This window comes from Vibrio mexicanus (assembly GCF_001012815.1).
In the GTDB taxonomy this organism is placed as follows: domain Bacteria; phylum Pseudomonadota; class Gammaproteobacteria; order Enterobacterales; family Vibrionaceae; genus Vibrio; species Vibrio mexicanus.
On record NZ_JYJP01000096.1, the window covers coordinates 50,182 to 75,161 of the forward strand.

Consider the following 24,980-nt stretch of genomic DNA (forward strand, 5'->3'; position numbering starts at 1 on the left):
TGAGTCCAAATTACCAGTAATGAGAGATTTTTCTTACGCCTTTGGAGACAGCATTAGCTTGACCACACAGAAGCAGATCAAGGCCCCACCAAGGATCTGAATCAAAGTCATCGACTCTTGCAACCACCAAGCGGCAAATAAGGCTCCGAATAAAGGCTCACTGCCCATTAGCATCGATACTTTAGTCGGTGATAAGCGCCTGACCGCGAAGTTCTGCACCGCAAACGCGAACAAAGTGCAAAATACCACCAAGTAACCCAACATCAACCAGAAATCGACTTCGCTTGGGAGTTCCCAATTACTCAATGGCGAAATCGCAATAAATGCAATGAAAGCCAACCAACCCACGACAAACGATTGAATCGCGGTGACCGCCAAGGTGGATATCTCGCTGCCCTCTGTGAAACGTTTAGTCGTCGTTACCATAATGCCGCGCAAAACCGCCGCTAGCAAAATGAACCCATCTCCGACATTAATATCAATGCGGTTCTCTTGCCATGTCAGCATGCCCACACCAATCAAACAACCCACACTCAATGTCATCAACACAGGCGACGGTTTAGATTGATTGATAACCCGTTCAAACACTGCAGTGAATATCATCGACAAGCTGATCAAGAAAGCAGCATTCGATGCGCTGGTAAGAGACACACCTATCACTTCACAGCTAAAAATACCCGCCAGAATTGCGCCCGTCGGTAAGGCCTTCCACCACTCCCCCACATTGCCGTTTCGATAATCACTGATGAGGGCGGGTATCAAACAAACAAAGGTTGAAAAGAAACGTAATGATAAGAAAAGCGGAATAGAAACAAAGAACAATGCTGACTTTGTGACGCCATAACTGGTGCCCCAGACAATCGCAACCAGTAACAGTAATCCCTCGGTTATTGGTAACTTACGTGGTAATGAAACGCTTTGTGATGACATGCGACCTCCCTGTCGATCATGAATTGCAATCATCACTATCTATTAGTAACCTAAAAACAACAATACCCATAAATGCAAAGGACTATTGCACTGTGGACATCAATAAGCTTTTACCATTACTGCCCGATCTCGCGACCTTCGTGACCATTGTTGAAGAAAACAGCTTTTCTGCTTGCGCGAACAAGCTAGGAATTGCGCCTTCATCGGTAAGCCGAACCTTAGCCAAACTGGAAAAAGCGCTTAACGTCAAGCTATTGGACAGGACGACGCGTAAAATCCAACTCACATCGACGGGTAATGAAGTCTATGCGATAAGCGTGCAAATGATGGAGTCTGCACAGCTGGCGGTTAAAGCGGCGCAATCGCAGCAACAAGATCTATCAGGAACCATTCGTGTTGCGGCCCCTAAAGCTTTGGCTAAACAGGTGCTCGCACCCATTATTCTAGATTTCATCGAGCAAACGCCGAATGTAGAAGTGGAACTCAAAGCCATCGACCACATTATCGATCCGTTCAGCCATGAAGTGGACGTACTGATTCATATCACGCCGACCCCCATCGAAGGATTAGTCGCCATCAAGCTGTTTGACGTTGATTTGTTGCTTTGCGCCACTCCGCGATACTTATCAGAAAAAGGCACACCGACACACCCTAACGACCTACTTGACCACGCGTGTATTTCACTCAGTGAAGAGCAGAAAGACAAGGTTTGGCAGTTCCACAAAGGCCAGCAACAGTCGACAGTGACCGTCTCTGGGCCACTGGCAGTAAACCATACTGAAATAAGACGTGAAGCAGTAGCAAGGCACATGGGCATTGCGCCCTTCCCAAGCTTTTGCGTTGAAGATCGAATTAACAATGGTGAACTGATGCAGGTGCTAAAAGAGTGGAAGCTTACTGGCAAATTCCAAGGCCAAGTCGTCGCGCAATATCTTCAGTCCAAATATGTCCCTGCGCAAATCAAAGCCTTTGTCCAACACTGCAAAGTACAACTGGCAAACCGATAAAAAAAGACCAGCCTAGTGGCTGGTCTTAATCTCTCTCACAGACTTTCTTACTCTACCCTACAAACCGCCTGACCTCTCGCCGCAGCCTCTTTCCCTAGTAGAACCGACACCGCCGCTTGCGCACTTTCAGGCCTTGGTGAGTGTGCGCACAAGTAATGCTTCACGTCAGAAAACTCCAGCAGGTCGTATGGGCTACGAAGCGCGACAACCACCAACTCAGGATAATCGCGGCTCAGTTCACTGACTCGTTGCTTGGCCAGTACCTGATCGAAATCTTCCCCTGGCAGAGGATGATTCTCTGTCACCACAACAAGCACGCCATCATCCGTCGAAGGTAAAGTGTCCATCGTGACAAACTCAATCTGAGAATGCTGCTGTTCCAGTTCTTTCTTCAAGACATCAAAAGCCGCGACGGCTTGGTTTGGCCCAATCCCACGGGGATTCATCAAGTTATGATAGCTTTGATGAGGCGTAACGTTTAATAAGTAGATTTTCTTCTCATTCAAATCCACACCACCACGAATCCAAGTGACACCGCTTAATGCAGCGTTACGAGCCACTTGCGTATTAGCTGCGATGTTCAACGGCTCATAAAGTGACATTGGCACGAGTTTCTCAAGCTTAAAGCGCACGACACGTTCTAATGCATCATCAATGATCTTCTCATCCAACGAACCATCTTCTACCGCAGACACAAGTCCATGAATCATTGCTAACTGCTTATCCAAATAAGCATCGCTGTGATCGTAATGCTCTTCAGACAACATAATCATGGTGATACCGGCTTTCATCGCTTGAACCGCCGCATCAACAGGCGTGTAATGATTTTGAATCGCACCCATGTTCATACTGTCTGAGATGATGATCCCGTCAAAGCCCATGTTGTCACGAAGCACATGCTGCAATATGGCACGAGACAATGTTGCCGGCGCGTTTGGATCAATTTGCGGATACAAAATATGGCTAGTCATGATCAAATCAACACCAGCATCGACCGCCGCTTGGAATGGCGCAAGATCGTTCTCCTTGAGCTCTTCATACGACTTGTCGACTCTCGGAATATCGCGGTGAGTATCTCCGTGGGTATCACCGTGCCCTGGGAAGTGCTTGGCACATGAGATAATCGAACTGCTCGCCAAACCTCTTACCGCTGCCGCCGCGTGAGCACTCACTTTATCTGGCATATCACCAAACGAACGAGTGTCTATGATCGGGGAAGCCGGATTCAAGTTTACGTCACAGCATGGCCCTAAGATGCAGTTGAATCCTGCTGAGCGCATTTCATTGCCAAACACCTCGTACATGGCAGACGTCGACTGAGTTTGATCCGCAACCCCTAGCGCCAAGTTACCCGGCCCCGTTGTCGATTCGCCAACTAACACCCCCATGCGCCTTCCTGGTCAACGCCAGATAGCAAAGGCAGGCGCTGATTTTTATCGAGAATACGTTGCAAGGTGCGGTTTAAATGCTCGGCTTCGGCAAAGGTTTCTGCATTGTCTTGGCTTAGGTAGCAACCACCTAAGTTGTAGTCGCGTATCATTGCTTCTGCAATTTCCGCATCTTTGCCCGGAAAGGCGAGTATAAATAGCTGCCCGACCTTTTCTTTTAGACTCCACTTCCCTATCTGATCCTGAACCTGCTGTTGTGTGACCATAATTCATCCTTTTAATTGTTTCACGCTACATCCCTCCCTAAAAGGGATGTATCAAAATCGATTATTTCTTACGAAGCTGGCGAATCTGACCCATAGTGAAGGTCACCGCCACAATCACAATAATCCCGCGTAAGATGAGCTGTTGGTCCACATTTAGCCCCATCAGAACTAGGCCGTTGTTCACCATACCCATGATCAAAGCACCAATCACGGAACCCACCACCGTACCTTTACCCCCGAATAGACTTGTGCCACCGATGATTACCGCCGCAATCACTAGCATTAAGTCGTTTTCGCCCAAGGTATAGCGCGCACTGTACAATCGGCCGGAGTACAAGATGCCTGCCAACGCCGCCAAAAAGCCATTCAACATCAGCACATAGAGTTTGATTCGGTTAACGTTAATGCCCGAGTACATCGCCGAGACTTTGTTGCCGCCTGTTGCCAAAACGTGCTTACCAAATGTGGTGTTACGCAGCACAAATGCTCCAATTACGGTCACAATGAGTGTCCATATAAAAAGCACTGAGAATGGGCCAATGTCGCCAGAACCAAAGATAAAGGCATAGGTGTCGTTATCGATTGGAATGGACTGTAATGACGTAGACCAACGGGCAATACCCGTGATGATCCCTGTCGTGCCAAGTGTCACAAGAAAAGACGGAATACCTATTTGCGTGACGAAGATGCCGTTAATAAAACCAATCATGGTGCCGACAAGTAGCGCTGCCGACACCGCCAGCATAATACTGTCGGTCTCTTGCAGTGTTAACGCTGAAACTATCGCGGCCAGTGCAACTGTGGCCCCGAAAGAGAGATCAATCTCAGCAGCACTGAGAACAAATGTCATGCCTACCGCCATGATGGCAATAGTGGCCGTTTGCCTTGCAATGTTCATCAGGTTGACCGACGACAGAAAGCCTTTGTCGTGGAGCATCACAGAGAAGAACACAAAGATACCCACGAACACGAAGTAAATTATGTAATCGCGCCATTGGATTTCGCTACGTTTTGACGCAGTGAGCGTTTTTTCATTCATTGTCTATTCCTTGCTTACTGAACCGCCGCCAGCAGTTCCTCTTCACTGAGTATTTGCCCTTCGATACGGCGTGAAATCTGTCCTTTGTGCACCACATAAATCACATCACAAAAGCTGCCCACTTCCGCATATTCGCTCGACACAAAAATCACCCCATGACCTTGCTCGGCATACTGGTTAACGATTTTCATGATTTCGTATTTTGCATTGATATCGATACCAAAGGTGGGATCATCAAGCAAAAGCACTTTCGCATCTGTCGACATGCATTTGCCAATCACCACCTTTTGTTGATTACCGCCCGATAAGAAGCGTACGGATTGTTGCGGCCCCGTGGTTTTCACACCCAGTTTTTCAATGGCATCCGCCACCATGCTTCGCCCGCTTGCGTGTCGATCACATTGGATTGCGCAATACGGTCAAATGATGCCATGAGTACATTGTCAAAAACCGAGAAATCAAGCACTAAACCTTGGGAACGGCGTTCCTCTGGCACCATATTGATACCTTGCTCAATCGCTTGCCTTGGCGAGCGAATGTTCACACTCTTCCCATTCACCAACACCTCACCGCTTGAGAGTGGTGTCAGGCCATAGATGGCTTCCAAGATTTCTGTTCGTCCACTACCCAACAGGCCCGCTAAACCAACGACTTGTCCCGGCATGACCTTCAAAGAGATATCCTGCAAGCTGCTAGTACACACATTGCGTAGCTCAAGCAGCGGCACATCACTCGTCTCGTTAGTGACTTCACGTTGCCAACGGATTTGTGTGTCGCGCTTGTTGCCCAGCATGGCTTCCACCATTTGGTCGATGGACGTGTCAGACGTCGCACATTCCAACACGGTATAACCATCTCTGAGTACCGTTACCGCATCGCAAATACGCATGATGTCAGCAAGATAGTGTGTGATGTAAATGATGGTGATACCTTGCTGCTTAAGCTTATTGATGACCTTAAACAGATCATTAATCTCATTATTCGACAGTGACGCCGTCGGCTCATCAAGCACGATAATTTTGGCGTCCATCGCCAATGCCTTAGCAATTTCTACTAACTGCTGTTCACCCAAGCTGAGCTTTTCAACAATTTGGTCTGGCGCGACATCAAGCCCTAACATATCGAGAAGCGGCTGTGCCTTAAGGCCGCGTTTGCGATTGGAGATCATGGCCCCTTGCGAGCGATGGCTAAGGAAAATGTTATCGGCAACACTCAAAGCAGGGACCAAGCTTAAGTCTTGATACACCATGGCAATGCCTTTTTCTTGCGCTTGTTTTGGTGAGGTAAAGGTGACAGGCTCACCAAACAAACACACCTCGCCGCCATCACGTTGGTGAAAGCCATTAATAAGCTTCACCAAGGTAGATTTTCCTGCGCCGTTTTGACCAACCAGAGCATGTACTTCACCCTGCTTTAGGGTGAAGTCGACGCCCTTGAGGACGGGCGTCCCATCAAACCCCTTCTTAATTGCAGTGACTTTGATTGCGTCCATGCATTACACCTCTCGCAGACTAGTTTGATAGTGCTTTTTGAACAGACTTCGGAGCCGGGCGACGCAGTGCATCTTGCCAAGCTTCAGCTAAGTTATCGCGTGTTACCGCACTCGCGCCGACAGTCACGAATGGTGGTGTGTCTTCGCCGAGTTTTGCCAATGTGCCCATTTTGGCTAACGTCTGACCCAAGTCGTAAGGTAGGTCTGTCACAATACCCGACACATTACGCTTCTTCGCCATATCGAGTGCGTTCGCCGCGCCAAGATCCATCGTCACCACTTTGATGTCTTTACGCCCTGCAGCGCGAGTGGCAGCCACAACCCCTTCAGCAATACTGTCCCAAGGCGCATAAATCACCTTAATGTCTGGGTTTTGAGTAATCATTGCTGACGCAATCACTTCGCCGTCGTTGGCGTTTGCGATACCTTGCTTCGCCACTACCTCAACATTCGGGTAAAACTTTTCTAGGCTTGCCAGTGCCGCTTCGTCGCGTTGATTTGTTACGTAATAGTTTGCTTCGTGATAGATAAAGCCCGCTTTACCTTCGCCGCCTACCGAGTCAGCAATCAAATCTGCTGCCAATTTACCCATTTGATATAAGTCATCTGTTACGATGCCCGCGTAATCTTCACCGTGTTTGTAACCTGTCGGCAGATTACTGATCAAAACAAGCTCTGCACCTTGATCAATCGCAGGTCGATAGGCCGCTGCGCCAGAAACAGGATCCACCACTAATGAGATAATGATGTCTGGGTTCATGACCATCGCGGTTTCAACGTCCGTTTTCTGCTTGTTGGCATCAAATTCAGCGTCTGTCACCGCAACCACTTCCACGTTCAAATCTGCAAATGCCGCCTTCGCACCGTCAACCAATGCATTCGACCAATCAGACGTACTGTGCATTAAAATTGCCGCTTTAAAGGATTGCGCTTTTGCCTGGTCAACCTGAGCTTGAGTCAACGTTATCTCACTGTAATCCGTTGCTTGTTCACCATTCGGTCCAACGGTTTCTGTTACTGCAAAGCTACTTGCACTGAAAGCGAGCATCAGTGCACTCGCACAAAAACCACTGAATTTAGAAAATGCGTTCTTGCCACTCATGTTTTACCCTCCTAGGTATTAGATGAGTATTAATATAGGTATTTTGTAGGTATTTTGTGAGATCTGGATCATGCCCATAGAATTTAACACGGTGATAACAATCACACTTCTGGCCAATTTATAAACAATCAAGCCTGTTTATATGAACATTCGGCATAGGTGTTTTGGGTACAATGAGGTAACTTGGGTATGTTACTAGACAATGACTACACCTAATTAACAGGTGCAAATAGGTGAAATATAGGTATTATTATAAAGCTGCTGTACGGTGACTCTATTGAGCCTGTAAACTATGGCTACAAAAGAAGTTTACCCAAAGAAGAAACAAGATAAGAATAAGGAAATGGCCACCATGAGTGAGCCTTTAAACCAAAAAATGACACTCGGTACCGATGTTTATCATCAATTATTAGCCCAACATGACATCTATTTTATTGCCTTTGATAAGCAAGGAGCAGTGATTGCTTCAAACTATCCTGTGGCGAACTTGAGTTTGCAAAGTATCGATGATCTCGTTTTTCTCGCAGGGCCAGAGAACATCGCTCATATTAAGCACTACCTAGATAATACCGATACTGCTGTGAACTTTTCCGTGGCCAACTTAAAGTTCACCATGTCGACTATTCCATCCTCCGACGGCTCTATCGTTTACTGTCTGAACATTCAAGCTAGCCAGGCGCTAAGTCAGGAAGCGAATCTCGGTTCGATCGAAAAGGATTATCAAATCATCCAAGATCTCTCTGAGTCATTGAATGTCATTAGCCAAGCGGAAGGCGGCATTATCACCGACGAACAGCGCGAACAGATTCGAGTTAAGCTGTTGCCAGACGTAGAACTGCGCTTGAAAGAGATTCGCGATCCGAGTTTGAAGTTATGTCTGGAGCTGGTTCAAACCAATCTCACTAGCTTGCTTTCGGGTGAGCAAGGCATGAACCAGAAACTATTGGAAGTGCTAACACCCTCTGAGATGCAAGTGGCGGAGTTTATTCGCAGCGGTATGTCGAGCCAAGAGATTGCCAATAACCTAAACGTGGCGCGTAAGACGGTAGAAAACCACCGTAACAGTCTGCGCAACAAGCTCGGCATCAAAAACCGAGGCGTGAACTTGAGAAACTACTTATTGAGCTTAGAGCAGTAGCCATCGTTAAGAAGAGAACAATAACCACTATGAGAAGAGCGTAATACACTGCTCTGCGCTCAATAATCCTTTCAGGTCTTTTGCCCTGCAACCAATACTTTACGTAACAAATCCGCCATCTGCTGTTGCTCTTCATCGGTAAGCACGGCGAGCATACCATCCATGTTGTCAACATGATCCACCAACGCGCTATCAATCAGTTCAATCCCTTGCGGCGTTAAGACAACTTTGCAGCTGCGTCGGTCTTGTTCGCTGTATACACGCTCAATCAACCCTCTTTGAACCAATTTCTCTAGGCGAGTACTGACTGCGCCAGAGGATAGCATCAAGGTTTTATACAGCTCAGTTGGGGTAATACCGCTCGGATCACTGCGGCGCATTGTTGCCATCATATCAAATTCAATACTGCTGAGTTCATGCGCCTTGAATACCTTCTCCATTTTATCTTGCCAAACATTACTGGTTCTGCGAAGTCGACCTACGACTCCCATTGAAGAACAGTCGAGATCTGGCCGAACAATTTTCCATTGCGCCAAAATAGTATCAACACTATCCGATGACATAACTATCTCCCATCTAAATATCTTTTGAAAAAGATACTTGATCGAAAGATGAACTTCCATTACTTTATAAAAAGTAGCTTTTGCAAAAGATACTTTTTATAAAGATTAATGAGAGATTTGGTATGAATGGATTACATCAAATAAAAACCATAGGACTGACCGCCATCGCTCCTATCGTTTGGGGAAGCACATACATTGTGACGACCGAACTACTTCCACTAGAAAGCCCATTGCTGGCATCCACACTACGCGCTTTGCCCGCCGGTTTGATTCTGGTTCTGATCAGCCGACAGCTACCTGAACGTATGTGGTTACTTCGCCTAGCACTGCTTGGTTTTCTGAACATCGGTCTGTTTTTCTACTGCTTATTCTTTGCAGCCACCTATCTACCGGGGGATTAGCTTCCGTCATCATGTCTTTCCAGCCTGTTGCGGTGATATTGCTGAGCTGGAAATGGTTGAAGTCGGAACTCACCACCAGCCAGGTGATTGCATCTGCTGTCGGGATCTTTGGTGTTGCCCTATTGGTTATAAATAGTGAAGTGCAGGTTGATTTCCTAGGAATTGTGGTTGCGTTACTGGGTACGCTCAGCATGGCGTCAGGTGTCGTCTTGACCAAAAAGTGGGGAAGGCCCGAGGTATGACACTCATCAATTTTACTGGGTGGCAGTTATTGTTCGGTGGATTAATGTTGCTTCCCGTCACGCTATGGCTTGAAGGCTTACCTGACCTACTCAGTGTGCAAAACTACGTTGGATACCTCTACCTCAGCTTGATAGGTGCGGTGCTAGGCTATTACCTATGGTTTAGAGGCATAGAACAGCTGCCACCCGTCACTATCTCTTTCATCGGATTTTTGAGCAGTGTCTCTGCCTGCCTGTTGGGTTACTTGATCCTCGACCAGACCCTAACTGGGCTTCAGTTGTTCGGAGCAATGCTTGTTCTCATGGCAATCATCCTTGCCATTCCTAACTCGAACTTATCAAAGTTCAAACCAACTCAATTACTGTCTTTCAGCACTTTAAAAAGGAATTAATATGAACATTACGATCATCTCTGGCAGCCAGCGCGCCAACTCTAAAAGTCTTTCTGCTGCTCACTATCTAAAATCATTGGCCTTGGAACATTTTGAACAAGCCAACATCCTCGACTTGCATGAGCTCAACTTGCCACTTTGGAATGAAGGTGTGTGGCAGAAAACCGAAGAGTGGAAACAGTGGGAGCCTACCTCTGAGTTACTCAAGCAGTCTGACGCCGTCGTCCTGATATCGCCTGAATGGCACGGTATGGCAACCCCGGCATTGAAGAACTTTTTGCTACTAACCACGGCAGAGGATTTGGCTCATAAACCTGTGCTACTGGCGAGCGTTTCCGCTAATATCAACGGCGTGTATCCCATCAGTGAACTGCGCATGACGGGAAGTAAGAACAATCACGCATGTTTTATTCCGGATCACCTAATGTTCCGCAATGTTGAAACTCTGCTGACCGCCGATCACCAAATTACGGATCAACACATGCACGAACGTAGCCAATACACCATAGCATTACTGGCCAGCTACGCGGAAGCACTAAAACCTGTTCATGAAGCAATGTTGCCGTCGACCAAAGAATTTCGATTTAGCATGTAGATCGCAATGCTAACAAGACCCAAACACGGCTTCCGGCAGAGAGTTCGAGCTATAGAAGCTAAGATACTAAATAAAAAACCACCGCGCCTTAACGCGGTGGTTTTTTATGATGTACTGAAGGAGTTACTAGCTGGCGTGAAACTGTTTCATTAGTCGCTCTAAACCTTCCAACTTGTCCACCAGCTCACTGGTTCGCTGAATGGACGTTTGAGAAGTTTCAGACGTTTCATCCGACAGCGTTTTGATATTGATGATGTTACGATTGATCTCTTGAGTAACGGTAGCCTGTTCTTCTACGGCCGCGGCAATTTGCATGCTGCTATCTGTCACCTTGTGCAGCCTATCTGAGATTGAATCGAGCACCTTACCCGTATCATCTGCTCGCGCCTTACATTGGCTAGAAAGGGTAATGCCTTGCGCCATCGCATCTACCGCACTGTCTGTAGTTTCTTGCAGGTGTCGGATCATCGAGTGAATTTCATTGGCAGACGTGCCTGTTTTAGAGGCGAGGTTTCTTACTTCATCAGCTACAACTGCAAACCCTCGCCCTGCTTCACCTGCACGGGCCGCTTCGATCGCAGCATTCAAGGCAAGCAAGTTGGTTTGCTCAGAGATAGTCGTGATCACTTCCAAGATACTATCAATTTTTTAGCTGTCTTGAGACAGACGAGTAATGATCTCTTGGGCCTGACTTAACTCGCTAGCCATCAAGTTCACTTCGGCGATAGTCGATTGAATACTTTCTAGGCCAACGCTGGACTCTTGATCCGCTTCTTCTGCCAACATCGACGCCGCCGACGCCGCATTGGCCACTTCATTAATTGAATAAGTCAGCTCTTCCACCGCTGCCGACAACTGCTCCGTTTCATTACACTGCTGATCCAAGCTTTGACCGATTGATTGAATGGTACCGAATTCATCTTCGGCAGAAATAAGAATTTGCCCTGAAGTATCAGTGGCTCTAGCCGTAACTGCCCGCAGTTCAGCATTCTTCATCAATAAAGCTAGCTCTACTTGTGAGTAGTCATCGAACTTATTCGTATAAGGCTTTTCCATTATTGGATTGGAATACGCTTCTTGCGCTAATGTGGCTAAATGATGGAAGCGACGATGTTGGTATACAAGATTTGCACTAAGTAGGAGTCCTAATGTTGCACTAATGCCGCCCATCACTGTGGGTGACAGTACCACGGAGACAATTGGAACCATGGTTAACAAAAACGCTAAAACCAGAGAGATAGAATGCAGTGGCAAACGACGTTTGGGTGGCATTCTATCCGCTTGCAACTCTGAGTAGAGTTTAGCGGCTCGCTGAGCTTGTTCTTCGGTCGGCTTTGAACGCACCGACTGATATTCAATAATGTTCCCTTCCTCATCTTTAATCGGTGTGACGAACGCAGACACCCAGTAATGCTTATCATCCTTACATTGGTTTTTAACCAACCCCATCCAGCTTTTACCTTCTTTCAAGTAACTCCACATTTGAGCAAAAGCTTGTTTGGGCATGTCTTGGTGGCGCACCATATTATGCGCTGTACTGGTCTAATGAAGTTGGACACCGAATTGAGAGACAATACTTGTCAGAGCAATGAGGTGAAACATGACTGAGAAAAGAGCTTACAAACGCTACCCCAAGGAATTTAAAGAAGAAGCAGTCGCATTAGTACGAGAGCAAGGTTATAGCTTAGCTCAGGCAGCAGAAGCTGTTGGTGTTACAACCACGGTTCTCTACAAGTGGAAGGAAAAGTTAGAAGCCCAGTTAGAAGGCACCGAGCTATCCGATGACGAACGTGATGAGCTCAAGCGACTTCGTAAAGAAGTCAAAGAGTTACGTATGGAGAAAGAGATCCTAAAAAAGGCTTCAGCCTTCTTTGCGAAAGAAATGAAGTAAAGTTTAACTTCATAAAAACTGAGTCAGCCCGATACCCAATAACCCATCTTTGTCAGACGATGAGAGTAAGTCGCTCAGGTTATTACGACTGGTTAAAACGGCCAGCAAAAGTGGTCACCGCTGAAACGCTGAACCTGTATCGCCGGGTGAAGTGGCTATTTAAACAAAGTCGACAGAGTCTTGGTAATCGGGAAATGACAAAGAAGCTGCGTGAAGAAGGCTTTAGCGTTGGTCGGTACAAGGTTCGCACTGTGATGAACAGGCTCAGCCTAAAAGTGACTCAACGAGTAGCTTACAAAGTCACGACGAAGCGCAAACACAGTGATGCAGTAGCTGATAACTTGCTAAATCAGAACTTTAATCCAGTGGCTCCTAATCAGGTTTGGGCGGGTGATGTGACTTATCTGAAAACAGGTGAGGCTGGATGTATTTAGCTATCGTCATGGATTTGTACTCGCGACGAGTTGTTGGCTGGCATATTGATAAGCGAATGACAACCGACTTGGTTAGCAAGGCATTGGTAAAGGCATATAACCTGAGGCAACCAGGAAAGGGGCTTGTGTTCCACAGCGACAGAGGCTCCCAGTATACGAGCAGACAATATCGCAAACAGCTATGGGGTTATGGCATGCGTGCGAGTATGGGAGATGTAGGAGCTTGCTGGGATAATGCCGTGGTCGAGCGGTTCTTCGGAAGCTTAAAGCACGACTGGTTATTTAAAGTACATCAGCCAACCAGAGAGTATATGAAGGAAGATGTCGCAGCCTACATGAGGTATTACAACCTCGAAAGGCTGCATTCGGCGAACAATGACATGTCGCCGATTAATTATGAAAAGTCTCTACAGAAAGTGTCCGGTTGGAGTTGACCAGAACACACCTTAGTCATACGGACAACATTGAAGCACAGCAGGTGTTCGAGCATAAATTCGTAGCAATCTACTTTAGATTTTTCGCGAAGTAGGTGGAGGCCTTTTTTACGACATCTAGCTCCTCAGCTTGCTCAGCCAATTGCCTTTTGAGCTTAGCGACTTCAGCGGCTAGATCTTTTTCTCGCTGGTTGGTATTGGTGTCTTTCTTGGCTGCCTTACGCCAACCGTAGATCTGGGATTCGTGTAACCCGAGCTGTCTAGCTGCCGCAGCAATTCCCACTTTCTCTGTCAGCTTTAGGGCTTCTGCTTTAAATTCAGGAGAATGGATAATACGTTTTTTCTTACTTGTCATGGTTCACCTCGTTAGTGATTGTACTCACTTAACTCGGTGTCCAAAACTGCTGGTGCGGAACTGGTTCAAACTAATCTCAATAGCTTACTTTCCGGTGAGCAAGGTATGAACCAGAAGCTATTGGAAGTGCTCACACCCTCTGAGATGCAAGTAGCGGAATTTATTCGCAGCGGTATGTCGAGCCAAGAGATTGCTAACAACCTAAACGTCGCGCGTAAGACGGTAGAAAACCACCGTAATAGTCTGCGCAACAAGCTCGGTATCAAAAACAGAGGCGTGAACTTAAGAAACTACTTGTTGAGTTTAGAGCAATAAATGACTTCGAATTCGTCAATTTTTGCCAAGGCCGCTCTTTAAGGAGCTTCGGTTCCAAACCAATTTTTCTTGAATCAATCGGTCATTACCCCAAGTTTCAACAAACTCTTCCGAGCTCACGGCTGGCCCCATAAAATAGCCCTGAATATAATCGCACCCAAATACGGTCAATTGCCGAAGTTGTTCGTTGGTTTCTACCCCTTCAGCGAGCACAGGTATATTAAGTTGGTGAGACATACTCACGATCGCCCTTACTAACTCTCTTGACCTAGCACTGGTGTCTATTTTTTCGATGAAATCGCGATCAATTTTAACCAGATCAAATGGATACTCTTGAAGATAGTGCAAAGACGAGTACCCCGTACCAAAATCATCCATTGAAATTGATATCCCGTACTTTCTAACTTCACCCAGAACTTCTTGGACATTGGTAATATTTGAAAGTAACACCCCTTCGGTAATTTCGAGCTCCAAACATGTGCCAGGCAATTCATACCACTTCAGTTGTTCAACAATAAAGCTTACTAGATCTTTATCTCTCAGCTGCCTTGGTGAAAGGTTTATGGCTACTTTTAATTCTCCACTAAGACTCGCGGTAAAAAGTTTAGCGGTTTTTATTGCTTCTTTTAGTACAAACTTACCTATTTTTTCGATCAAGCCATTGTGTTCAGCAATTGGAATAAACTCGGCTGGAGAAACACCGCCTAGTGTCGGACTTTGCCACCGGATTAAAGCCTCAGCCCCTATCAAAGACTCTCCCATTAGATCAAATTGAGGCTGATATAGCACAGAAAACTCTTCACGTTCTAACGCGCCAACCATTGCTCTTTCGACTTGAGCTCTGCGCTCTATCAACTTATTCATCGACTCTGAGAAAAATGTATATTGATTTTTCCCTTTCGCTTTTGAATGGTACATGGCGATATCAGCTTTCCTCATTAGCGTTTTGGAATCCTCTGCATCTGAAGGGTATATCGCAATACCTCCACTAATTGAATAGTGTATTTCCGTATCGCTAACAAAGATTGGCTTACCAACTTCAGCGATAAGCTTGTCGAGCAAATTGGAAATACCTTCAACATTCTCTAACGACTCAAGGATCAAAAGAAACTCGTCTCCCCCTAGCCTAGCAACCGTGTCAGACTCTCTTACGAGCGATGAGAGTTTCTTCGAAGTTTCAGCGATGACCAAATCACCAATATCATGTCCTTGGGTATCATTGATGGTTTTGAAGTCATCCAAATCTAGAAACACGACAATACAGGACTTACTATTTCTTTTTGAACGTTCAATGGCCTTATCAAGCCTGTCCATTGCAAGATAGCGATTCGGCAAACCAGACAAGGAGTCATAATACGCTTGACGTTCAATGAAATCCTCGTTGAGCTTGCGTGTAGTGATATCTCTAACGACAACAATAAATCGATTGAGACTCGCTACCTTTGCAATTCTCGCTTCGTGATAAATGGTTGCTTGCCCACTATGTAACTCATATTCAAAGGTTACAAGCTCGCCAGTCAAAGAACATTGTTCGATGTTCTTCTCATATTTGTACCCGATACGGGTAGGCAAAACATCTTGGATTTTTTGTCTAATCGAACTCTCATCTCGAAGCCTCAGGTCACTCTTTACGCCGACCTCAAAATCGACAATTCTCATTTCTTCATCGAGAATATAGAGTAAATCTGGAATTGCAGAAAACACGGATTCCAGCATGTTAGCTCGATTACCTGCCAACTCTTTGGTGGCTCGTATTTCATCAATTTTCCTCTCAATGTCTTCACTCATAGACATGATGGAATCCGACACCTGACGAAGTTCCCCCTACCCTTAACTCTCGGATCCACCTTTTTAGGTTCTGTTGAGAAGAGTTGAAGAGAGCGAGTTATGTTTTCTAGGGGCTGTTTGTAGTAGCGATGATAGAGCACCAAAAGTGTTAAAGTGAACAGCATATAGGAGATGGCAAAAGCTATGCTCTCGATACCAAACTGCCGTTTTACACTTTCTATGCCCTCTGCCAAACTATATCGAATGACCAGCGCTAGGCCTTTCTCTGACAGAATTTTGGCGTTCGGCTTTAAGATAGCAGCATAAAAACTGACCATCTGCTTTTCTTCATTAAAGTGGTACTTGAGAGCAGAATCTAGCCTTAGTGCATTTACGTGTTGTATATCGACACTGTTAAGGCTTCCAAATGGTCTGTTTATTGGAGTAACGGGACTCGTCTCTGTAATATCTAAGGTATCTAGATCCACTAGCATACTGATGATATATCGACTATTCAGGCTTCTGTAAGCAAGATACGAGCAATATCTTCTTGCTGATTGTTCGTTAATGACAACTCAATTTGGCGCGCTAAAGTGGTCACTTCAAAGCTAACTTGTCGGATACTCCTTTCCAGTATGCCTTTTTTATCCAAATCCCAATTAACCAAAGACACACCTGTATAAGCAATCAATGCTAAAAAAGTGATGACAATCGGCAGCCAGAATTTAACGTTGGCTGAATAGGCTTTTCTCATTGGATCCCTTGAATATAATAAGCGTTGACAATAATAGGGGATCCATCTCGATTAGGTATAAACCTCGCTCAACCAAGAAGTTCTTCATAAAGGCAATCCGATCACTTAACTTAGGGGATTCCCCCTGCATCAATCTAATATTCCCATGTATATCAACAGCTTCAATACCTCGGTAAGCAACCTTAAGCTGCTCTTGAGTCAAACTTGAAAAATCAGAAAGCTGATTCAACCACTTTGGATCTTGCTGAACGTAGAGGTCTTCATAACCTTTAAAGTACTGTTTAATAACCTGCTGAATTTCAGATACATATTTCTCATGAACATCTCGTCTCACCGCTAAGACATCAATTATTTCGCCTTTAATTTGACTAGAGTTGAATAGTTCTAAGGCTCCTAACTCCAAGATTGTACTTTTTTCAGGTTCAAAGGTTACTACTGCTGACGCCTTACTGTAGCACTGCACATGCATATTCAATGGGCAGTTCATTAGGTTAATGTCTGAAAGCGTCATCGAAGCTTGTTCTAGCGCCCGAGTAAGTAAAAGTGCGCCCACCGCCGTATACTCGACAGCCACAGTCTGCCCTCTTAAAGCATGAATTGAACCTACCTCCGGTTTCACCAATAAACTGTCTGCGCCATTGGATATATCAAAAACTAGCACGATATCAAGCTCGATCCCTTCGTTGGCTAATGTGATAACTTCATCTAAGGTAAGGGCTCCAGCCTCCAAAGTCCCATTCCGAAGACTTGTCATAACATCAGAGGCAGATTCTAACGGAATAACGGTATATTCATTATTTTTGGGTGGGGAGTTGAGATAACTAAGGTATAAAGGGGCGTAACCGAGCCAGTGATTAACGCCAATATAGAAGGTTGGTTTGTTTTCACTAAAACAACCCAGTAGCGCCACCCAAGAGACAAAGGTCACTAGCATTAATTTAAGGAGAACTGCACGACAAAGAATCATGAATCGATGGTAGTTTGAGTATCGTAACACTAATTGTAGACTATTTAATCAATACTCAATAAAGCACATAAAAAAGCGAAGACCATGGACACGACCTTCGCTTCTGGACACTTTTTAAGCTAAGTAGTCGGAACGTTATCCATTGCAGGATTAGACCTTAAATTGCAACGTATTCGCGTTCAGCTCTTCAGCTGATTGAGCTACTTCGTGGCTTGCACCTGCGAGTTGCTCTGCACTTGCCGAGGTCTGCACCGACATTTCGCTAATCGTAGTAATACTTTCACTCACCGTATCCGTCACCTTCGCTTGTTCCTCAGCCGCTACCGATACTTGCGCCATTTGAGCGTTAATCTGACGAATGGAATCGAGGATCTGCACAAAGTTTTGCTTTGTTTGATCCGATAGTTCAGAGGTCACTTTCACCTGCTCTTCACATTGCAACATGTTCTGGCTCGCTGAGTTGGCAGAGTCTTGAATTGATGAGATCATGGTTTGAATCTCAGAGGCTGAATTCTGACTGCGCTGCGCCAAGGTTCTCACTTCATCGGCAACCACCGCAAAACCACGACCTGCTTCACCCGCACGTGCCGCTTCAATAGCAGCATTGAGGGCAAGTAGGTTGGTTTGCTCGGCAATCTCTTGAATCACATCGAGTACATGACCGATCTCTTTACTCTTACCTTGCAGAGTTTGCATGTCACTATTGGTTGCGGAGACATTATCCACTAGCTTTTGCAGAGCGACGCCACTTAGCTCTAACGACTCTTGCCCTTGGCTGCTAAACTCTTGCGCGACTTTCGACGTTTCAGCCACTTCACTTGTACTGCGTGCTACCTCTTGGATGGAGGTGGTCATCTGCTCAATTGCTGATGCAACCGATTCGGTTTCACGATGCTGAGTGGTGACGGCTTGCGTGGTTTGCTCACTGGCAACAGACGTTTCCTCAGCAGTCGATGCCAAGCTTTGACTCGCTTGCAGAATTTCAGCAACCAGATCTTTTAGGTTATCCGACATCTCACGCAGAGCACCGTACAAACTATTCGCATCTGCCTTACGATCAAACTGATAGGTTAAATCACCTTGAGCCACTTGCTGCGCAAGATGCATCATGTCACGTGGCTCGCCCCCAGTGGTTTTTTGATCACTTTGGCCAAGTACAAGGCCAAGGCGACGGTCAATACCAGAGTTGCCGCCATCAGGTACAAGATGGTATTGCGGATCTTATAGACAGACTCAAACGCTTCACTTTGGTCTATTTCAGCAACCAAAGCCCAACGAATCCCACCGATATCCAGCGGAGCATAAGAGGAAAGTACCGCGTTACCGTTGTAGTCGGTAATGATTTCAGCGCCGCTGTTTCCTCTAAGTGCCGCGATCGTAGCCTGAGTTTGTACACCATTGTTCTCGACATTTCCCGCAAACGAGGCCGAGACTGAGTGGCGGTCTGGACTTAAATAGGAATCTGAGCGCATTCGATAGTCAGAACCCACAAGGTACGATTCACCACTTTCCCCCATACCTTCACGCAATTGCATCACCGCGTTGATCGAATCGAGAGATAGCTGAAGGGCAACGACAAGCTCCACCTCTTGCTGCGAATTTAGTATCGGTTTGGCAATAAACGCAGCTGGGTCATCATTAGACGGAGCGTACGGTGCAAAATCGACAATACCGTACTCTTTGGTCGCTAGCACGTCGCGCACAAGTTTGCCAAGATTACTTGAAGCGAAACGGCCATCAATAAAGTTGGTTTGATAATCCGCTTCTTTCGTTACCGTGTAGAAAGCTTCGCCACTTGGCTCAATGAGAAACAAATCGTAGTAACCATAACTTTCAATGTACTTAGAGTAGAAATCTGAGCCTTGGTTATCTTTCGGCACAAAGGCTTCAACGACATCTTTCTCCGTAATCAGCCCCCACGTACTGCTAGAATCCAACGCGATAGGCTGCCATACCGACAGAACAAGATTGCCATTGTAATCTTCAATGATCTGCGAATCCGAACGATTAGCCAACACACTTTGCGCTGCGACCGTGTCAACTTGCGTATTGTTCTTGAATGAGGCTTCTACGGAATGCCCTGTAGGGTCGAGACGCGAGTCTGAGCGCATCAACTTATCTGCACCAATCAGATAACTCTCACCCGTTTCGCCCATTCCTTGAGTTTGCCCAGCAATTGCATTGACTTTATCAATTGGAAACTGCAAAGCGGCATATCCCATGATCTGGTTTTGATTGTTTACTATTGGCGTTGCAAAGAATCCCGCAGGCGCATTATTCGAGTAGTGATACAACGAGAAATCGCCAAAGAACACCTCATCCGTTACACCCGCCTTCTTGGCTTTGGTAAAGGCGACTTCTAGCCCCGTACCTTTAATGTTCTGAGAGTAAACATTTTTGCCCAAGTCCCCTTCTCTGGTCGAGGTATAAACAAGTTCTCCATCAGGGTTAATCAAAAACGCGTCGTACCATCCAAATAGCTGCTGAAAACGATCCACCTCAGACGCGTAAAGGTCAGCAACGTTGGACCATTGACGGCCACCCGTACGCTTTCCTTGTGCTTGAAAGGCCCGGTCAAACTCCCTCATCACCATCTGCGTGGTGTGCGATTCAGAAAACAGTATGAGGCCCGTTTTCAACTGCGCAATATACTCATTCACTTGATTCGCTTGCGATTGATTTATCGCTTCAAGCTTACGAAAACCTTCTAACTGCATGGTATTCGCCATTTCTACCAGAACATCCATATCGCCTTCACGCTCTTCAAAAAATGAATTTATCTGTGAAGACTTAATGGTTCGAACTGTTTCAAGCTGATTATAGGAGCGCTCCGTGAGCGCTGTTTGTGTCAAATACAGCGCGTTTACTCCGAGTAATACTGCGGGGACCACACCTATAAATACCAACGCTCCTATAATCAGATGGGAGAGTCTTAAATTACCTAACCACTGGCTCATAATTATCCTTATTTTGCGTTCTGAGTCGGTCTGCTGTCGTTATTCATTCCCTATATTTCTAATTGTTATTAAACCAAGTAGGTTTAGCGTATTTAGAGATAAACAACGTCTTATTCCACTGCTAAAAACAGAGAAGACTCAGAAAAGCACGGAACAATTAAATAAGACAAGCTCAGCCTTACAATTTGTAACATTTGCATTATTGAGACATGTACATCTTATTTTACAAGGAGTTATATTGACTGATTTAATTTTAAGCGCATTTTATAAATTCACTATAAGTTTCAAGCAATAAGCTTAATCAATACTTTTTGTTTGGTTATTTATCGAACAGTTAATCGAGTATTCATTCTGATTAAAAATTAAGCGAGACAAATAGACACACTTCAAATTAATACATAACACCCATTCATAGCTAGGGGTTATAAATATATAATTCGGTCTTCGTTATTGCGTATTAAAATAAATACAATCATTGATGAGAAGTTAATCATGATAACAACAAAAGAAACGCATCATTGCGATGACTGCTCCAAGAAAACAACGCACGTAGTTGTGCTTGTTCGAGATGAGGAATTAATCCAAGAAGAGCAAGGGGAAAACAAACTCTCTGAGTTCTTAAAGGGCTTTATAAAAAGTGCTTCTGTTGGCGCTTTTGAAGCGTCAATGGATGAGTTCTCTCGCCACAGTATATGCGAAGAGTGCGGTAAGAAAACCGTAAACGATAACCTAACCTAACTTAACCACAGCTCCATTTATAAGCTGTATTAGTGCATACAGACAAAAAATAAAAAACCGCTTCACTTCTAAAAAGCGATGCGGTTTTTTTTCATTAAGTAGAGGTAATTTTAAATACAGGCCGTTTGGCTGCGCGCTAGTTTGACGCCTGAGCAATATCAATCGCAATGTCACGCCAATCTTGGAGCTCTTCGTGGAAGTGCTCCACTTGTGCATTGCTCATGCTGTTCACCATTTTCACAACATAGGATCTTGCCACCATTCTGTTGTACATGGTCTTTTCGCGCAGCGCTTCGGAGTAGTAACTCTTTGGCTCATACATAATGCGTTGGAAGTTGACTTGAAAGTACGCAGAGTCGTAACGGCGATCGATAAGATCTTTCACCACGCTGCGCATATAAGTTTGATGTTTAATCCAATCTTCCGCACTCGGCTTCACCTTTTGACTCCACTCAACAGCGAGCTGCTGTTGCTCATCGGATAAATCGCCGACCCACTTCTCGCTGTTCTCCACAATTCTCTCGAGATACAGCTCTCTGAAATCCGCCTCATCTAAGTCTTCATATTTCTTACGAAACTTATCATGACGCTTTTCCATGTTTTCAATCAGTTCATTTGCTTGCTCATCGGTCAGAAGCGTTGAGAGTGAGTAAAGGTCGGGGGCAATCTTATGCACGATACGCTCAGAATGGTGTTGCATTTTTTCTTCTTGTGCGAGAAATGCTTCCTCATCAAAGGTTTTTGGGTCAATCGCGATCATTTCATCAATATGTTCGATGTAGAGAGGTATCTCTTCTTCTTGATGCCAAGCTTTCAAGCCTTCGATACGCTGCGTAAGGATCGACTTTTGGTCACGCTCAAGGTCAACGTATCCCTCGATGTAATCGATCAATAACCAGTCTAGATTACTGTATGCAAACTGAACGCCGCATCCCGACAACGCTAATACCAGTAGTAAACATAATCCACGTCTCACAATTTCCTCCTTGAACGCAAGCGCACCCCATCTTTCTACAGCCACTTTCCATAAGTGTGTTACCAAGGCATATTTCAAAACCCCGCCTAAAAGCTATTTTTCGATCCTACACCTTTAAGTATATGCCTTAAGAATAGCGAATCATTGAAAATAGCTAAACGCCGTCACTTCATACGAAGTTAGACTACAAAAAGATCCCGAGTATCCCTACGGTACACATTATTTTTGGATGGAATGTGACATACGAAAATGAAAAGCCCCTCACAGAGGGGGCTCAAAGTCCAATGAGTAGAGAACGACTTCTAGGTCTTATTAATTAAACCTAAATATAAAGCCTCATCCATGGTGATGGTCTTGTTGACTAAATTGTGTAGCGTGGCTTCTGATAGCAATAACACACCTTGGTTCTTATCCGGAGCATCGACATGGACAGAGACTCGTTCTCCAACCTCATACTGAGACCACAAATGGCTATCGATAAGATAGATATAGGTGCCACTTGGCATCTCTGGTACTGCTCCACCATTAAGCTTATCCACCAGCTTGCTCGGCGTAACCCTTTACTGCCCGTCAACTCACTAGGCTTGCTAATGGCTGATGTGCGAATCGCTTTTTGCGTGGCAATCGCCACATCCAAAGCCCCGGGGTAGCTTTCGGTGAAAGGGTTACTAAACTGCCCATCGTATGAACACGCCCAGCTCGGTGAGCTCATTAGAATCATAGTCAGTACACCAGCGAGAAAATACTTCATACTGCCCCCACTACGGTGTCACTATGTTGAACCAGAAGTCGAATGTATCTAGCATACCCACAAAATCTTTAAACACATCCTCATCGCCATCTAGCTTAATATCACCATTGGCAATCGCTTGCTCCAATGTGACATTACCAAGCTGAACGTCATCCAACGCCGTTTTCGTTAGCGTGAGTGAAACATCCGGATCGTTTGACTGCTTTCTCGTATGATTCAACACTGAGTTCTCGATATACAACGTGTACTTCTCATCAAGATCGGTGAAATCTAAGTTGATCGCGTAGTCTTTACCTGCCGCTTTCTCTGGCAGAATTCGAACTGCTAAGTAATCGAACAGCATTTCTGGTGGCATGTTTTTAATGATGTCAGGGGACGCAGTATTGGTTCCGCCCGCCGAAGGCGTACCATTCCTAAGCTCATAGGCACCTTGAAGGTACACTGAACGCCAAGGGCCCGATTCTGCTTGATAGCCTAACTGTTCGTAAGCATCCGCTAACAATGCTTTACCTTTCTTGCTTTGCGGATTGGCAAACACAACATGCTTCATGACCTCTGCTACCCAACGATATTTACCTGCATCGAAATCGACTTGCGCTTTCTTGATGGTTTCACGCTCTCCCCCCATGTACTCAACGTACATAACGGCAGCATTCGTTGGCGGCAGATTGTTTAAGTCAGAAGGATTACCGTTGTACCAACCCATGTAGCGTTGATAAACCGCGCGGCTGTTATGACGCAAGGTGCCGTAGTAACCGCGCGTACTCCAGTTGTATTCGATTTCGTCTGGGAACTGGATGATTTCCGAGATTTCTTCACCAATATAACCTTGGTTCATCAAACGAACGGTTTGGTCATGGGTGTACTTATACATGTCGCGCTGTTTCTTGAAGTACTCAACAATCTTTTCTTGCCCCCACATTGGCCAGTGGTGACTTTGGAACTTAACCTCGACCTCATCACCCCACATCTCAATGGTTTCTTGCAGATAACTTGACCACTTCAACGCATCGCGTACTTGTGCGCCGCGAAGAGTCAAAATGTTATGCATGGTGTTAGTCGAGTTTTCTGCCATCCACACGGCTTTTTTATCTGGGAAGTAGGTGTTAATTTCGGTTGGCGCCTCAGAACCTGGTGTGTATTGGAACACCATGCGCACACCATCAATCGTGCGTTCGTCGCCCGTTTTTTCAATAATGTCCGTCGGTTTGATAAGAGTGGCAAGGCCCGTTGATGTCGTTTGGCCTAAGCCTCCATTCACACCACCTCTTTCATTACGTGGAAGCAACGCTCCATACATAAACACAGCACGGCGTCCCATTGCATTACCCGCAATCACGTTTTCCGATACCGCATGCTCGGTGAAGTCTTTAGAGGCTATGATTTCGACATTACCTGCCATCACCTCTTTTTCGTCGACAATACCTCGTACGCCGCCAAAGTGGTCAATGTGGCTGTGACTGTAGATGACGGCTACCACTGGTCTTTCACCTAACTCACCATTGATAAACTCAAGTGCAGCTTTGGCGGTTTCTTGTGAAATTAGCGGATCAAAAACGATCCACCCTGTATCACCCTTAACGAAAGTGATGTTTGAAAGGTCATAACCTCTGACCTGATAAATTCCCTCTGTCACTTCAAACAAGCCATTGATCATATTAAGTTGAGCGTTGCGCCATAAGCTAGGGTTAACGCTATCAGGCGCTGGCTTGTCCAAACCGATGTATTTTTTGTAGGCTTCTAAGTCCCATACCACATCGCCATTGGCGTTAGTGATGGTCACCACGTCTTGCTGTGCGATGAAACCGCGCTGAGCATCTTCAAAATCTTGTTTATCGCTAAAAGGCAAGCTTTCCTTTACTTGGTTGTTTACAGCGATAGTAGCTTGAGTAGCGGGCTTGGGCTCAGTCGCTACAGCTCCAAATGATACAATTACAGCCGCGACGATTGCCGAAATAGGCTTCATAGTTCTCTCCTTGTTATGCATCACATTGCAAAATTTATTGCTCATTGATAAGCGTAGTCGAGTTTTTCAACCGTTCAAAAATTCCACAGAAGATCAAAGAAATAAAGAGGAATTACGGTT

The 24,980-nt window shown here is 45.5% G+C and carries 19 protein-coding genes and 6 pseudogenes; 8 read left to right on the forward strand and 17 right to left on the reverse strand.

Annotated elements, in window-relative coordinates; all coding sequences use genetic code 11:
* Window positions 1-33: 33 nt before the first annotated feature.
* Complete coding sequence (locus UA76_RS13850) at window positions 34-930, reverse strand: DMT family transporter (RefSeq protein ID WP_047047212.1); 897 nt, start codon at window positions 928-930, stop codon at window positions 34-36.
* A gap of 92 nt (window positions 931-1,022) precedes the next feature.
* Here UA76_RS13850 and UA76_RS13855 point away from each other — a divergent pair, with 92 nt between their 5' ends.
* A complete protein-coding gene (locus tag UA76_RS13855) occupies window positions 1,023-1,937 on the forward strand; it encodes a LysR family transcriptional regulator (protein WP_047047216.1) in 915 nt (304 codons plus the stop codon).
* A 47-nt stretch (window positions 1,938-1,984) separates the two neighbouring features.
* On the opposite strand, the pseudogene UA76_RS13860 reads toward UA76_RS13855, so the two are convergent.
* The 5 genes and pseudogenes from UA76_RS13860 to UA76_RS13875 all read right to left on the reverse strand — a co-directional run bounded on the left by UA76_RS13860 (window position 1,985) and on the right by UA76_RS13875 (window position 7,170).
* Window positions 1,985-3,591, reverse strand: a pseudogene (locus UA76_RS13860) (glycoside hydrolase family 3 protein).
* A 61-nt stretch (window positions 3,592-3,652) separates the two neighbouring features.
* Complete coding sequence (locus UA76_RS13865; RefSeq protein ID WP_047047217.1) at window positions 3,653-4,630, reverse strand: ABC transporter permease; 978 nt, start codon at window positions 4,628-4,630, stop codon at window positions 3,653-3,655.
* Window positions 4,631-4,644: 14 nt separating this feature from the next.
* The gene (locus UA76_RS25230) at window positions 4,645-5,004 is read right to left on the reverse strand and encodes an ATP-binding cassette domain-containing protein (RefSeq protein WP_272946024.1); all 360 of its coding nucleotides are present in this window, start codon (window positions 5,002-5,004) and stop codon (window positions 4,645-4,647) included.
* Window positions 4,971-6,122 (reverse strand): sugar ABC transporter ATP-binding protein, encoded by a 1,152-nt coding sequence (locus UA76_RS13870; protein ID WP_272946025.1) that lies wholly within the window; start codon window positions 6,120-6,122, stop codon window positions 4,971-4,973. Before UA76_RS13870 ends, UA76_RS25230 begins: the two co-directional genes overlap by 34 nt.
* A 19-nt stretch (window positions 6,123-6,141) precedes the next feature.
* Complete coding sequence (locus UA76_RS13875; RefSeq protein WP_420340921.1) at window positions 6,142-7,170, reverse strand: substrate-binding domain-containing protein; 1,029 nt, start codon at window positions 7,168-7,170, stop codon at window positions 6,142-6,144.
* 406 nt (window positions 7,171-7,576) lie between these two features.
* On the opposite strand from UA76_RS13875, the gene UA76_RS13880 reads away from it, so the two are divergent.
* The gene (locus UA76_RS13880; RefSeq protein ID WP_047047333.1) at window positions 7,577-8,362 is read left to right on the forward strand and encodes a helix-turn-helix domain-containing protein; all 786 of its coding nucleotides are present in this window, start codon (window positions 7,577-7,579) and stop codon (window positions 8,360-8,362) included.
* A 71-nt stretch (window positions 8,363-8,433) separates the two neighbouring features.
* Here the strand turns inward: UA76_RS13880 and UA76_RS13885 are convergent, their stop codons facing one another.
* Entirely contained in the window at window positions 8,434-8,925 is a 492-nt protein-coding gene (locus tag UA76_RS13885; protein ID WP_047047221.1) for a MarR family winged helix-turn-helix transcriptional regulator, read from the reverse strand.
* A 122-nt stretch (window positions 8,926-9,047) separates the two neighbouring features.
* Here UA76_RS13885 and UA76_RS25780 point away from each other — a divergent pair.
* From UA76_RS25780 to UA76_RS13895, 3 genes and pseudogenes are all read left to right on the forward strand, one after another.
* A pseudogene (locus UA76_RS25780) lies at window positions 9,048-9,568 on the forward strand (EamA family transporter).
* Entirely contained in the window at window positions 9,565-9,960 is a 396-nt protein-coding gene (locus UA76_RS25785; RefSeq protein ID WP_475345650.1) for an EamA family transporter, read from the forward strand. The pseudogene UA76_RS25780 and the gene UA76_RS25785 overlap by 4 nt, the downstream one beginning before the upstream one ends.
* A 1-nt stretch (window position 9,961) precedes the next feature.
* A complete protein-coding gene (locus UA76_RS13895) occupies window positions 9,962-10,555 on the forward strand; it encodes an NADPH-dependent FMN reductase (protein WP_047047224.1) in 594 nt (197 codons plus the stop codon).
* A gap of 126 nt (window positions 10,556-10,681) precedes the next feature.
* Here UA76_RS13895 and UA76_RS13900 read toward each other — a convergent pair.
* Window positions 10,682-12,085: pseudogene (locus tag UA76_RS13900) on the reverse strand (methyl-accepting chemotaxis protein); the annotation flags it as partial.
* Between the two features lie 70 nt (window positions 12,086-12,155).
* Between UA76_RS13900 and UA76_RS13910 the strand changes: the two are divergent.
* Window positions 12,156-13,314: pseudogene (locus tag UA76_RS13910) on the forward strand (IS3 family transposase).
* A gap of 8 nt (window positions 13,315-13,322) precedes the next feature.
* Here the strand turns inward: UA76_RS13910 and UA76_RS13915 are convergent.
* Window positions 13,323-13,669, reverse strand: a pseudogene (locus UA76_RS13915) (transposase); the annotation flags it as partial.
* A gap of 93 nt (window positions 13,670-13,762) precedes the next feature.
* On the opposite strand from UA76_RS13915, the pseudogene UA76_RS13920 reads away from it, so the two are divergent.
* Window positions 13,763-13,984: pseudogene (locus tag UA76_RS13920) on the forward strand (response regulator transcription factor); the annotation flags it as partial.
* 15 nt (window positions 13,985-13,999) lie between these two features.
* Here the strand turns inward: UA76_RS13920 and UA76_RS13925 are convergent.
* From UA76_RS13925 to UA76_RS13945, 5 genes are all read right to left on the reverse strand, one after another.
* On the reverse strand, window positions 14,000-15,793 hold the full coding sequence (locus UA76_RS13925; protein ID WP_157617641.1) for a putative bifunctional diguanylate cyclase/phosphodiesterase: 1,794 nt from the start codon (window positions 15,791-15,793) through the stop codon (window positions 14,000-14,002).
* Between the two features lie 472 nt (window positions 15,794-16,265).
* The gene (locus UA76_RS13935; protein WP_047047238.1) at window positions 16,266-16,505 is read right to left on the reverse strand and encodes a hypothetical protein; all 240 of its coding nucleotides are present in this window, start codon (window positions 16,503-16,505) and stop codon (window positions 16,266-16,268) included.
* Window positions 16,477-17,415 carry a type 2 periplasmic-binding domain-containing protein gene (locus UA76_RS13940; protein WP_157617642.1) on the reverse strand — a complete coding sequence of 313 codons (939 nt, stop codon included), beginning with the start codon at window positions 17,413-17,415 and terminating at the stop codon, window positions 16,477-16,479. Before UA76_RS13940 ends, UA76_RS13935 begins: the two co-directional genes overlap by 29 nt.
* A 207-nt stretch (window positions 17,416-17,622) precedes the next feature.
* Entirely contained in the window at window positions 17,623-18,582 is a 960-nt protein-coding gene (locus UA76_RS24785) for a methyl-accepting chemotaxis protein (protein WP_238322305.1), read from the reverse strand.
* Window positions 18,579-20,429, reverse strand: coding sequence for a cache domain-containing protein (locus tag UA76_RS13945; protein ID WP_238322306.1), 1,851 nt, complete (start codon window positions 20,427-20,429; stop codon window positions 18,579-18,581). Before UA76_RS13945 ends, UA76_RS24785 begins: the two co-directional genes overlap by 4 nt.
* A gap of 492 nt (window positions 20,430-20,921) precedes the next feature.
* Here UA76_RS13945 and UA76_RS13950 point away from each other — a divergent pair, with 492 nt between their 5' ends.
* The gene (locus tag UA76_RS13950) at window positions 20,922-21,167 is read left to right on the forward strand and encodes a hypothetical protein (RefSeq protein WP_047047244.1); all 246 of its coding nucleotides are present in this window, start codon (window positions 20,922-20,924) and stop codon (window positions 21,165-21,167) included.
* A 136-nt stretch (window positions 21,168-21,303) separates the two neighbouring features.
* On the opposite strand, the gene UA76_RS13955 is transcribed toward UA76_RS13950, so the two are convergent.
* From UA76_RS13955 to UA76_RS13965, 3 genes are all read right to left on the reverse strand, one after another.
* On the reverse strand, window positions 21,304-22,143 hold the full coding sequence (locus tag UA76_RS13955) for a DUF6279 family lipoprotein (protein WP_047047339.1): 840 nt from the start codon (window positions 22,141-22,143) through the stop codon (window positions 21,304-21,306).
* Window positions 22,144-22,504: 361 nt separating this feature from the next.
* Window positions 22,505-22,894, reverse strand: coding sequence for a hypothetical protein (locus UA76_RS13960; RefSeq protein WP_238322307.1), 390 nt, complete (start codon window positions 22,892-22,894; stop codon window positions 22,505-22,507).
* 10 nt (window positions 22,895-22,904) lie between these two features.
* Window positions 22,905-24,860 (reverse strand): alkyl/aryl-sulfatase, encoded by a 1,956-nt coding sequence (locus tag UA76_RS13965; RefSeq protein ID WP_047047246.1) that lies wholly within the window; start codon window positions 24,858-24,860, stop codon window positions 22,905-22,907.
* Window positions 24,861-24,980 lie beyond the last annotated feature (120 nt).